Source organism: Novosphingobium sp. AAP93, from assembly GCF_001296055.1.
In the GTDB taxonomy this organism is placed as follows: domain Bacteria; phylum Pseudomonadota; class Alphaproteobacteria; order Sphingomonadales; family Sphingomonadaceae; genus Novosphingobium.
In genome coordinates, this window is the sequence record NZ_LJHZ01000132.1 from 19,958 (window position 1) to 31,962 (window position 12,005).

Here is a 12,005-nt window from a genome sequence, read left to right on the forward strand (position 1 = left end):
CTGCCTCAGCCGCCCGGCCTCGGGCAGGCACAATTCCTTGGCCTATCAGTAGCGAGGCTTGGCGACCCTACCGCGCGTCGGTCCCCGCGCTCAGCACCGCGCCGCCGCGGCCGTCCTGCAGGAACACCGCATTGCGCAAGCCCCCGCTCGCGGGCGCATAGGCAAAGCGTGCCGCGCCGCCGTTCCACGTGCCGAGCTTGGTCAGCTCGCGCACCAGGTTCTTGTGCGGCAAGGTGCGCCCGCCGTTCTCGCCAGCCTTGATCGGCACATCGATCGTGCGCGGGTCATAGCGCACCAGCCACACGTCGGCGGGCCGGGCCGGCGCTGCACCCTTGCCAATCGAAACGCTGTCCGCGCCCACGCTCGGCACCGGCGCCGACGAACGCGCCGAAGCAATCGCGGCTTCCACCCCGCGCGGATTGGCGCCGGTCACGCTCTGCGAACCGTTGATCCAGAACTGCGGCGTGGCGACTTCGTGGCTCACCGAACGCGCCGCAAAATCGCGCTGGCGCTGGGTATAGGCCGGGCTGGCGAACTTGTCCTTCCAGCCCAGGTAATCCCAGTACGTCACCTCGAAGGCGAGCGGGATCACATTGGCGCGCCCCGCAATCCCGTTGAGATAGGCCTCGGCAGGCGGGCAGCTGGAGCAACCCTCGCTCTGGTACAGTTCCACGAGCACCGGCGCGGCAGGTGTCGCGGCGGCAACCGCGCGCGGTGCTGCCGGGGCGCTTGCCTTGGCATCGTTGGTCAGGAAATGGTCGGCAAGCAGCGCCGAACCGGCAAGGCCCAGCGGCAGGGCAATCGCCGCAAGGAGGCGGAGGGAGGAAGGCGAGCGCGACATCAAGGGGCTTTCTGGATGCTTCGAGTTGCCAGCCAGTTCGCGCGCCGCCTTGCACCGGTTACAACGCCTGCCCTGCCGCCCACTTGACAGCGGGGCACGCCGCGGCAACGGCCAGACCCGCCCTATTCGAACGAAAGCCAATCGCACCGTGCACAGCCGTCTTCGCCAAATCGCCCTGATCGCCTTGCTCGCCGGTGCTTCCCTGCCTTCGCTCGCCCGCGCCGACGAAGCCGCGCCGGACCAGATCGTCGTCACCGGACGCGGCCTCGATGCCGCCCCCGCTGCCGTGGCTTACAACGTGCAGGATATCGACGCGGACCGCCTCGCCGTCGCCGCTTCGGGCCGCCTCGAGGACGCGCTCTCCGCCGCCGCCGGCTTCCAGCAGTTCCGCCGCTCGGACAGCCGCGCCTCCAACCCCTCCGCCCAAGGCATCACCCTGCGCGCGCTCGGCGGCAATGCCACGAGCCGCACCTTGCTGCTGCTCGACGGCGTGCCGATGGCCGATCCCTTCTTCGGCTATGTCCCCCTTTCCGCCCTCGCGCCCGAACGCCTCGCATCCGCACGCGTCACGCGCGGCGGCGGCTCGGGCGCGTTCGGGGCCGGTGCGGTGGCGGGCACGATCGACCTCACCAGCGCGGGCCCCGATCAGCTCGGCCTGCTGAACGGCCGCGCCCTCGTCGATGATCGCGGCGAGACCGAGCTTTCCGCCACGCTCGCCCCCAGGCTCGGTGCGGGCTATCTCGTCGCCGCAGGCCGCTGGGATCGCGGCCAAGGCTTCTGGACCACCCCTGCTGACCAGCGCGTCCCCTCCAGCGTCCGCGCCCGCTATGAAAGCTGGTCCGCCAGCGTGCGCGCCGTCGCCCCGCTGACCAGCGACATCGAACTGCAAGCCCGCGTCGCCGCCTTCAACGACGCCCGCACCTTGCGCTTTGCCGGTGCCGATACTGCCGCCAGCGGACAGGACGCCAGCCTCCGCCTCGTCGGCCGCGGCGCGTGGAAGTTCGATGCGCTGGCCTATGTCCAGAGCCGCGATTTCAACAACGTCGTGATCAGCGCGCGCACCTTCCTCCCCACGCTCGACCAGCGCGCCACGCCCTCCACCGGCATCGGCGGCAAGCTCGAACTGCGCCCGCCCCTCGGCAAGGCCCACGTCCTGCGCTTCGGCGCCGATTGGCGCTATGCCGAAGGGCAAACGCAGGAAGACGTCTACACCGCCGGCCGCATCTCCGGCCAGCGCCGCGCCGGCGGCACCAACCGCGATCTCGGCCTCTTCATCGAGGACGACTGGACCCTCGGCCCGGTGATCCTCACCGCAGGTGCCCGCGCCGACCGCTGGTCCAACCGCAGCGGCCTGTTCGAACAAACGCCCCGCGGCGGCACGACCACGACCACGCTCTATCCGGACCGCGCAGGCTGGACCGGCAGCTTCCGCGGCGGCGCGGTGGTGGCGCTCGGCGGCGGCGTCTCGCTGCGCGGCTCGGCCTATACCGGCCTCCGGCAGCCCACGCTCAACGAGCTCTACCGCTCGTTCACCGTGTTCCCCATCGTCACCCGCGCCAATCCCGCGCTGGAGAACGAACGCCTGCGCGGCTTCGAAGGCGGGATCGACTGGCGCCCCGCGCCCGGCCTCAGCGTCTCCGCCACCGCCTTCGACAACAAGGTCCGCCACGCCATCGCCAACGTCACCATCGCCACCAACGTGCGCGAACGGCAGAATGTCGACGCCGTCCACGCCCGGGGCATCGAACTCGGCGCCGAAGCCAAGGTGGGCGCCTTCTCGCTCAGCGGCTCCTTCGCCTATACCGACGCGCAGGTCGAAGCCCCCGGCACCGCGCTCGACGGCAAGCGCCCCGCCCAGACCCCACGTTACGCCGCCACCGCCACCGCCGCCTGGCGCCCCTCGCCCCGCACCACGCTCGCCCTCACCCTGCGCCACACCGGCGCGCAATATGAGGACGACCTCGAAACCGACATTCTCCCCCCCGCGACCACGCTCGACGTCTATGCCGAGACACGCATCATCGGCCCCTTCAGCCTCGTCCTGCGCGGCGAAAACCTGTCGGGCGAACTGGTGGTGACCCGCAATTCCGGCGGCTCGATCGATCTCGGCACCCCCCGTACGATCTGGGGCGGTGTGAAGGTGGCGTTCCGGTAGGGGGAGTTGATTGGGGGCGGGTGGCTGGTTGCGACAAAACACGGTCGCTCAGATCAGCCAACGCGAACGTCTGCTCCTGACAGATGCTGCTGATGGGACGCGCCGAAGCGGCCTGGCAGCTAGGCACCCCAAATGTCGGCACTCGACGCGTTGGACGGATTACCTTTAAACCGGCCGTTGTTGATGCTTGCCGCTAGTCCCATCAAAGTCCCAAGTTGCTGACCGGCCGGACGGGCAGGTTCTGAGAACCGAAAAGCCGGGGCTGCCGCTCGTTCAACAATTGCCGCAACGCTGGGGCTGGTCAGAGACATCGGTTCCGCAATGGCAACACGCCGACGCAATGACGCGTTCGGTTTTGTCTGCGTTTTCGGCAATGGGCAGTATTTGCCTCTGCGCGACGGTCGCTTGCCACTCCTGCATGTTCGCCCATTGCCACGGCCCTTGCCGAAGTTATCCTCGAGGGTGGGAAATGGAACCTCTTCGAGGTCTTGTGCCGTTTGCCGACCAAAGCTTCCGGTCCCGTTGATCAGAAACAGCCTTTCAAGCAACCTCGCGAGGATTTAATCTTTCGGATCATTCCGTAAGTATATTAATCTACTATATCATAATATCTATTTTCATGATGAAGATCTACAATAAATTCGTTGCTTGAAATTTGGACAATACATCTATCGGCCATGATGTGGGTGGAGTTTATGTCTATATTTGGTAAAATTAGCATAAGCACTGTCATTATGGCGGCTACATTTATGCTTTCAGCCAGCGCCGCCGGCGGCGCGTTGATGATGCTGCAAAGCACGCAATCGCTCGGAAGCAGTCTAGCCATTTCGGCCGATCGCATTGTGCCCGGCATGCAGTCATTAGCTGCCATCCGATCCACCATTCTGGAAACCCGCCTCGGCATGGCCAAGCGAGTGATGGCGACGAGCGAAGCTGAAATGCGCGGATACAACGAAGGCCGAATCCGCTCTGCCGCCGCCGTAGACAAACTATTGGCCGATCATCTTCGGCTTTTAAATGGCACAAGCGAAACGGTGCAACTGGAGCAAGTCAAGAATGTCGCATCGATCTGGGATGAATACCGCTCAAGATCCTCGAAAATGGGCCAGTATTCGTTGGCCGAAAGGGAAAATGCACACGAACTCGTAATCGCACTGGCGCCCGTCGGTGCCCGCTTGGGCAAGGCATTGGACGAAGCCATCGCCTACAATAGCTCGATCTCGGCCAAGGCCAACGCGCAGGCCAAGGCAGCGGCCGCCTCCTACCAGATGCTGGCCACTGTGCTGATCGTGTTGGCAGCGGTGCTTTCCGGACTAATGGTCCTTGTCATCAGGCAGCGGCTTTCGATGCCGCTGACAAAGTTGGTCGATGCCATGCAGGATATGGCACATGGTAATCTTGATCGCCCCATTCCCGGAGAGGATTTGACCGACGAGATCGGCAACGTAAGCCACGCATTGGGCGCCATCAAGCGCGGCGTCGCAGCGCGAAGCGCCGCCGAAGCCGAAAGCCAGATGGCGGTGCAGCGCGAGGTCGTGGAAGCCTTGGGCAATGCGCTTTCCGCCTTGCAGAATGGCCGCTTGAACGCAACGATCAGCAGGCCGTTTCCCGGCAATTACGAGCGTTTGCGCTCTGATTTCAACGATGCGCTGACCACTCTGGTGGAATTGATCACGCAAGTGTCGGATGCGGCGCAGCGTGTCGGCAACGGCGCCAATGAAATCTCCTCGGCCGCCACAGATCTGGCCGGCCGCACCGAACGCCAGGCGGCAAATCTTCAGGAAACCTCCGCCGCAATGCGCGAACTGACGCTCTCGGCAAACAGCACCGCTCAGACCGCGGCTGAGGCTAGCAAGCTAGCACAAGATGCCCAGAACCGCGCGCGGGATAGCGGAGAAATGATGAAATCCACGGTTGAGGCCATGCACCAGATTGCGGAGTCTAGCCAGAAGATGGAGGAAATCGTCAGTCTGATCGAAGGCATTGCGTTTCAGACTAATCTTCTGGCGCTCAACGCTGGCGTCGAAGCCGCGCGTGCGGGCGAAGCAGGCAGAGGGTTTGCCGTGGTTGCAACCGAAGTGCGGGCGCTGGCCCAAAGGAGTTCGGACGCAGCCAAGGATATTACCGGGATCATTCAGTCGAGCGGACGCGACGTGCTGCAAGGCGTCGCCATGATCACCCAGACAAGCACCACCCTCGAGCAGATCGAGGCTAGTACCGCTCAATTGTCGGTCATGATCGAAGATATTTCAGTCGCATCGCGCAATCAGTCTGCGACGATCACGCAGGTTGATTGCGCAGTGGCCAATATGGATCGATCGACAACGCAAAACGCCGCCATGGTCGAGGAAGCATCCGCTGCAGCTCGATCGCTATCGACCGATGCAAGCACCATGACGGATTTGGTCAATCGCTTTGAAACTGGAAACAAGAACGAGACGCGCCTGCCAAGAGCTGCCTGAGCATCTATACTGCCCCGCAGCTGCGGTGGCGTCGCCCACGCACTTGAACCTTTGACTTGAGGAAAAGCCGATGATGCGGCGTACCTTTTTGCTTGCCAGTGCTTTGCTGGCCCCTGTTGTTTCCGCCGGGCCCGTTTACGCGGCGGACCAGGACTTTCAGATCTGGTCGGCAAACACCGCGACGATCGATCTTGATAAGCGTTGGGTGTTGTGGCTGGAGGCGCAGTTCCGCTTTAGCGACAATGCCAGTCGCTTGGGCCAGACCCTCATCCGCCCAGGCATCGGCTACCGGCTCGATCCAAATACTATGGTGACACTCGGCTATGCTTACGTGCCGACCGATCCTGTCGGACCTCGTTTTTTAAGTGAGCACCGTATCTGGGAGCAGCTCGCGTTCCGGCTCGCGGGAAATGGCAAGGGGATAACCCTGACAGGGCGAACGCGCCTAGAACAACGCTTTGTGAAGGGGGCAGGCGGAATGGGTTGGCGCCTGCGCCAGCAAGTGCGGCTGACCGCGCCGATTGCCGGAAAGGTAAGAGCCCTCGTCTGGACCGAGCCGTTCATTGCTTTCAACGACACAAGCTGGGGCCAACGACGCGGGTTTGATCGGCTGAGAACCTTCGCCGGGATAGTGCTGCCGCTCACCAAGAGCATTAACGCTGAGCCGGGCTATATCAACCAGTGGGTTAACCGCTCAGCGCGCGACCGGATCGAGCATATCGCCAACTTGACCGTCGCCGCCAAATTTTGACGATGCGCTGGGCAAATGGCCCATTTGCAGTCTTCGTTGGAGTATCGTTCGCCGCTTCAGGAATGGCTGGTTTCAGTAAAACCGGTCGTTTCCATTAGCGGTGGCAAACGACGGGTTTGTCCCACCCCCACTCACCAACCCGCCGGCACCTCCGGATAGCACGTCGCCACATCGCCCAGCGCCGCCTCCAGCGGGCCAAGCCACGGCGCGAAGGCCTTCCAGTGCTCCACCGCATCGGTGTAGATAGGCCGCCGCACCTGCTCCGAACTCGCCGTCCGCACCGCGCGGGTGTTGCGGTGGAATTCGAGGCAAGCCTCCTCGAACGGCAGCCCCAGATAGGCCAGCAGCGCCCGCGTCTCCGCTTCCTGATCCGCCACCATCCGCTCGTAGATCACCCGGTGCACCGCCCCCGGCGCCGCCGCGTCATAATGCGCCATCAGCCGCACATAATCGCGGTAGTACCGCCCGATCTCGGTCAGGTCATAGGTAAACGTCTGCCCCCGCGCGAAATGCTGCTTCCAGCCCGAAAAGCAGCACGACATCGGATGCCGCCGCGCATCGACGATCTTCGCGTTGGGCAGGATCAGCTTGATCAGCCCGACATGCTGCCAGTTGTTGGGCATCTTGTCGGTAAAGCGAGGGAGCCCCGTCTTGCGATGGACCCGTGTCTTCTCGATATATTCCTCGCCAAGCCGCAGCCGGTCCGCCGGCGTGAGCGAGCGCACCATCGCCTCGAAATCGGCAAATTCGCCCTCGTCCACCCGCGATTGCAGGCGCGCGGCGATGGTCATCATTTCCGATAGCTCCATCGTCCCTTCGATGGCGCTGTGGCTGGAAAGGATCTGTTCGACCAGCGTGGAGCCCGAGCGCGGCAGGCCGACGATGAAAATGGGGTCCGGCGCCGGGCACCCGCCCTCCCCCATCACCGCAATGAACGGCGCGGAAAACGTTGCCGCCGCCGCCCCCGCCTCGGCGCTCAGGAGGTCCGCATCATAGCGGATCAGCGTCCGCCGCAGCCGGTTGCCCTTGTCGTAATGCGCGAAGGCCCGCGCGGCATCGCCCGCATCCTCGTAGGCCTTGCCGAGCGAGAAATGGAGGTGGAACACATCCTCGTCACGCCCCGCCTCGCCCGCCAGCGCCGCCAGCGCCGCCTCCATCGCGGCGATATCATCGCCCGCCAGCTTCACCGTCTTCAAATTGGCCAGGCTCCACCACGCCTCACCCAGCGTCGGCCGGCGCTTCACCGCCGCGCGGTAGGCCGAAATCGCCTCACCCTGCTCGCCCAGCGTCTTGAGCACATGGCCCAGGTTCTGCCACAGCAGCGGCTGGTCGGGCTGTTCGCCCAGCAGCTCCTCATAGATGCCCCGCGCCCGCGCCTGATCGCCGAGCCGGACGAGCACCGAGGCCAGCACCAGCTTCGCCGCCGAACCACCCACCGGGCTGCGCGCCAGCATCTCGGCATGGCCCAGCGCCTCGGGCAGGCGATTGACCTGCAGCAGCAGCCGCACGAGGAAATCCCGCGCCAGATCAAAGCCCGGCGCCAGCGCCACGGCGCGCTCCACAAGCCGCAGCGCCTCGGCCATGTCGCCGCGCCGCCAGTGGACTTCGCCCAGCATCCGCGTGCCGACAGGATCATCCGGCAAACGCTCCGCGCGCGCGCGCAGCAAGGCTTCAGCCTCGTCCAGCTTGCCATCATGGATCGCCGCCGCCGCCTGCAGCAATTCCGGATCGCGCGAGGCGGCATGCACGGCGGAAAGGTCCGCCCGCCACGCGTCCTCCACGCGCCCCGCCTTGCGCAGCTCGCTCGCCAGCAGGAACCACCCGCTCGCCACGCCCGGCTGCACCTCAGTCAGCGCCTCCAGCGCGTCGATCGCCGCCTCGGTGAGCCCCGCCTCGCTCGCCGCCTGCGCCTGTTCCCACAGCACCATCGCCGGCCGGCTCGCCCCGCCGGGGATCAGCGCAAGCCGCGCCGAGGCCTCCGCCGGCCGCCCAAGCCGCCGCAGCGCCTGCGCCGCAACGAACAGCGCGGGCGGCAAACCCGGCACCGCCCGCAAGGCGCGTTCGGCTTCTGCAAGTGCAAATTCGGGTTCGGTTTCAACACGTTCCGCCGCCACATCCAGCGCCGCGCGCAAGTCCGCCTGCGCGGACCGCGACCCTCTCGAAACGCCAGGATTTCCTATATCCATAGTTAGTGCCGCGACCTCGCCATGCCCCATCATGTGCAGCTTTTGTCACAGGTGCAACGGTCCAATGCGCAGCATGCTGCAATTGCGAAAATGGCTGTTGACTCTCAACTGTAATCTATCATCTTCCGCTTTGGACACGCGTCAAGGAATGGCGCCGGACAGGGGTTACATTTGAAACGATCACGCCGCGCTTCCCGCGCGGTCGGCCAGAGGTCGCTAAGCGGCCATGGCTCATGGGTTTTCCGTCACTGCAAAATTGCAGGGGGAACGCTCTGGTGGTGCCGCTGCCCACGCAGCGACTCGTGCGGCCCAAGGCCGGTTTGCAGGAACGGACACGAAGGAGCCTTTTGCGAATACCGAGTACCCAGAACAGGGAGCCTTACAGGTCATGACAGATAAATCCGGTCGCCGGTCGCAAGCGCTGAGGGCGCTGTGCCTTTCCACGATTCTCACCGGCATCGCCGCGCCCTACGCCGCGTTCGCGCAGGAAGCCCCCGCGCCGCAGGCCACTCCGGCAGATGACACGGCCACCACCAATTCCACGGGCGGCTTCGACGAGATCATCGTCACCGCCACGCGCAAGGCCGAAAGCGTCCAGAAGGTTCCGATCGCGATCCAGGCCCTGTCGTCCGATTTCCTCGCCCAGCGCCAGGTCAAGGGCTTGCAGGATTATGCCGCCTTGCTCCCGTCGGTCTCGTTCGCCGGCATCGGGCCGGGCCGCAACGAAGTCTATTTCCGCGGCATCGTGCCCGCCGGCGGCGCCTATGCCTCGGTCGGCTACTATCTCGACGAAATCCCGATCACCGGCCAGGAAGTGCCCGATATCCAGGTCTATGACATGGAGCGGCTCGAGGCGCTTTCCGGTCCGCAAGGCACCCTGTTCGGCGCCGGTTCACTCGCGGGCGTGCTGCGCTTTATCACCGCCAAGCCCAAGATCGGCAAGTTCGAGTTCGGGGCCGACAGCGAAGTCAACAAGTTTGGCAAGGGCGGCTACGGCGGCACGATCAAGTCGTACATCAACATTCCGGTGAGCGACCGCCTCGCGATCCGGGCGATGGGCTACTACCGCAAGGAAGGGGGCTACATCGACAATACCGACAACAAGGGCCAGTTCGTCAGCGGCACGAGCGACAACCCGCTTCAGCCGGACCCGCGCCCTGCCGTGCTCAATCTCGGCGACGACAACCCGGCCACGTTCTTCAACCTCAGCAACGCGGCGATCGCCAAGAAGGACTACAACCCGGTCTACGAATACGGCGGCCGCCTTTCGATGCTCTGGGACGTTGCGGACGGCTGGGAAGTCAGCCCGTCGGCCACCGCACAGCGCCAGATTTCCTACGGCTATTTCGGCTTTGACCCGCGCGTCGGCGATCTTCAGGTCCACGATTATGACCTGACGCGCAATGACGACAAGTGGGTGCAGGCCGCGCTCACCGTGCATGGCCACATCGGCGATTTCGATCTCGTCTCGGCGACCGGCTATTACTACCGCAACCGCAAGATCAACAACGACTACACCTACTACACTGTCACCTATGACAGCTTCGGCGCGGGCTACGAGAACTACCTGCAGTTCTTCGACAAGGCCGGCTGCACCGGATCGGGCGCATCCCTGCGCTGCACCACGCTGCTCAATCCGAACCAGTATTACCACACGGTCCAGAAGAACAAGAAGTTCACCCAGGAAGTGCGTCTCACCACGCCCAAGACCTGGCCGTTCGACGTGACCGTCGGCGCGTTCTACCAGCGCCAGAAGAACCAGACCGACAACAACTACGCCATCCGCGGCCTCGATCAGATCGTCGGCTATACCGAATCGGGCGGCGGCGACAGCAATCCCGCCGGTTTCGGCATTCCGCAGGCTCAGGGCGGCACGATGATCCTCGGCACGCCGGCGGTGCGCGGCGATGCCTATTACCTCGAAGAATTCGATACGCTGTACCACGATACGGCGGTCTTCGCCGAAGCGCACTACAACATCCTGCCCAAGGTGAAGATCACCGGCGGCATCCGCTACTTCTGGACCGACTACCAGGTGGTCGGCTTCCAGGGGGTCGGCGCATCGGCGGCCATCGCACCGTCGATCTTCCTGCCAACCGGCGCGGTCGGCTGCCCGCTGCCGCTCACCGGTCCGCGCCTGCAGTGCCGCAACACCAACGCGCTCGATCCCGAAAGCATCGGCCGCTACAGCGAACAGGGCCAGACGCACAAAGTCGTGGTCGATTGGCAGTTCGCCGATCAGAAGCTGCTCTATTTCAACTATTCGACCGGCTTCCGTCCGGGTGGCTACAGCCGCCCGCTACGCCTGCGCGCCACCGATACCCTGCCGCAGGCCGTGGTCGCCGCGCCGCCGTTCAAGTCTGAGACGCTGACCAACTTCGAGATCGGCTTCAAGGGCACATTCAACAACGTGTTCCGCTTGAACGCCGCGATCTATCTCGAGAAGTGGAACAACATCCAGTACGGCCTCGTCATCCCCGGCGCGCAGGGCGCCGGCTACACCGGCAATGCGGGCAAGGCCGAAGTCAAGGGCATCGAGTACGACGCCGAACTCAAGCTCGGCAAGATGACTATCAGCTCGAGCGGTGCGTTCAACGATGGCAAGCTGAAGGGCAACTTCTGCAACTTCTTCGCCGATCGCATCAAGGGCACGATCTCGCAGCTGTCGTCATGCGCCCCTGCAGGCGAAGCGGGCAGCTACATCGACGTCAACGGCGACCTGTTCGACAATCCCGATGCCAGCAGCAACATCCTGACGCCGACCCTGGCGGCGAAGAATGGCACCCGGTTGCCGCGCCAGCCCAAGTTCAAGGGGACGACCACGATCCGCTACGATACCGACTTCGGATCGATGAAGGCCTACCTGCAGGGCGCGGCGCTTTACCAGACCGGTGCGACGCAGGATCTGAACGAGGCCAACAATGCGGCGCTGGGCAACACGGCCGGCTTCGTCAGCTTCGATTTCGGCGCCGGTCTCCGCAAGGACAACTGGACGGCGGATATCTTCATCCAGAATGCGTTCGACCGGCGCGGCGAGCTGACGCGCAACACGTTCTGCTCGATCGCGGTCTGCGCGGGCTCTTCCCGCACGTTCCCGATCCGCCCGCAGTTCTTCGGGCTCAAGCTGGGCTACCGCTACTGATCCGCTGATCGTGCCATTCGGCAAAAGTGAGCCCCTCGCGGTCCCGGCCGCGAGGGGTTTCTTTTCTGACCAGATACCCCGCCTGCTGGAGGGCCTCATCTTCGGTTCCCCTCCCGCTTACGGGAGGGGCTAGGGGTGGGCCGGTGGCACTGGGGTCTCATCACCACCCCGTCGCCCCAGAATAGTCTCCGAGGCGACGAAATCTCCACTATACCAACACCTTCGTCATTCCCGCGAAGGCGGGAATCCAGAGCGGCCACCACAACGCCTGCACCACTGGATTCCCGCCAGCGCGAGAATGACGAGAAGATGGTCCAAACACCACCCTTGACAAAACGAACCATATAGGTTATATGCCCCGCCCAGATCGGGAGCAGGCTAGGCCGGCCTCGCCCTCGCTCCTTTGGCCGTAAAACGCCAACGCGACCGGTGCGGGCTGCGGGTTCAAGGTGGGGCGGTCTCCCCCAA

The 12,005-nt window shown here is 64.3% G+C and carries 6 protein-coding genes; 4 read left to right on the forward strand and 2 right to left on the reverse strand.

Annotation, left to right across the window (positions count from 1 at the left end; translation table 11 throughout):
• Positions 1-67: 67 nt before the first annotated feature.
• Positions 68-841 (reverse strand): thioredoxin family protein, encoded by a 774-nt coding sequence (locus tag IP83_RS18465; RefSeq protein WP_082364841.1) that lies wholly within the window; start codon positions 839-841, stop codon positions 68-70.
• Positions 842-989: 148 nt separating this feature from the next.
• Here IP83_RS18465 and IP83_RS18470 point away from each other — a divergent pair, with 148 nt between their 5' ends.
• From IP83_RS18470 to IP83_RS18480, 3 genes are all read left to right on the forward strand, one after another.
• On the forward strand, positions 990-2,996 hold the full coding sequence (locus tag IP83_RS18470; protein WP_054123704.1) for a TonB-dependent siderophore receptor: 2,007 nt from the start codon (positions 990-992) through the stop codon (positions 2,994-2,996).
• A 734-nt stretch (positions 2,997-3,730) separates the two neighbouring features.
• Complete coding sequence (locus IP83_RS18475; RefSeq protein ID WP_197274447.1) at positions 3,731-5,458, forward strand: methyl-accepting chemotaxis protein; 1,728 nt, start codon at positions 3,731-3,733, stop codon at positions 5,456-5,458.
• A 70-nt stretch (positions 5,459-5,528) separates the two neighbouring features.
• On the forward strand, positions 5,529-6,209 hold the full coding sequence (locus IP83_RS18480) for a DUF2490 domain-containing protein (protein ID WP_054123706.1): 681 nt from the start codon (positions 5,529-5,531) through the stop codon (positions 6,207-6,209).
• 131 nt (positions 6,210-6,340) lie between these two features.
• Here IP83_RS18480 and IP83_RS18485 read toward each other — a convergent pair whose 3' ends face one another.
• A complete protein-coding gene (locus IP83_RS18485) occupies positions 6,341-8,395 on the reverse strand; it encodes a tetratricopeptide repeat-containing sulfotransferase family protein (RefSeq protein WP_082364843.1) in 2,055 nt (684 codons plus the stop codon).
• A 388-nt stretch (positions 8,396-8,783) separates the two neighbouring features.
• Between IP83_RS18485 and IP83_RS18490 the strand changes: the two genes are divergently transcribed.
• Positions 8,784-11,537 carry a TonB-dependent receptor gene (locus IP83_RS18490; protein ID WP_197274448.1) on the forward strand — a complete coding sequence of 918 codons (2,754 nt, stop codon included), beginning with the start codon at positions 8,784-8,786 and terminating at the stop codon, positions 11,535-11,537.
• Positions 11,538-12,005: the final 468 nt, after the last annotated feature.

Excerpts from the sequence above, each read along its gene's own strand:
- IP83_RS18480 (WP_054123706.1), top strand. The coding sequence starts at position 5,529 with ATGATGCGGCGTACCTTTTTGCTTGCCAGTGCTTTGCTGGCCCCTGTT.
- IP83_RS18475 (WP_197274447.1), top strand. The coding sequence starts at position 3,731 with ATGGCGGCTACATTTATGCTTTCAGCCAGCGCCGCCGGCGGCGCGTTG.
- IP83_RS18490 (WP_197274448.1), top strand. The coding sequence starts at position 8,784 with ATGACAGATAAATCCGGTCGCCGGTCGCAAGCGCTGAGGGCGCTGTGC.
- IP83_RS18485 (WP_082364843.1), bottom strand. The coding sequence starts at position 8,395 with ATGGATATAGGAAATCCTGGCGTTTCGAGAGGGTCGCGGTCCGCGCAG.
- IP83_RS18465 (WP_082364841.1), bottom strand. The coding sequence starts at position 841 with ATGTCGCGCTCGCCTTCCTCCCTCCGCCTCCTTGCGGCGATTGCCCTG.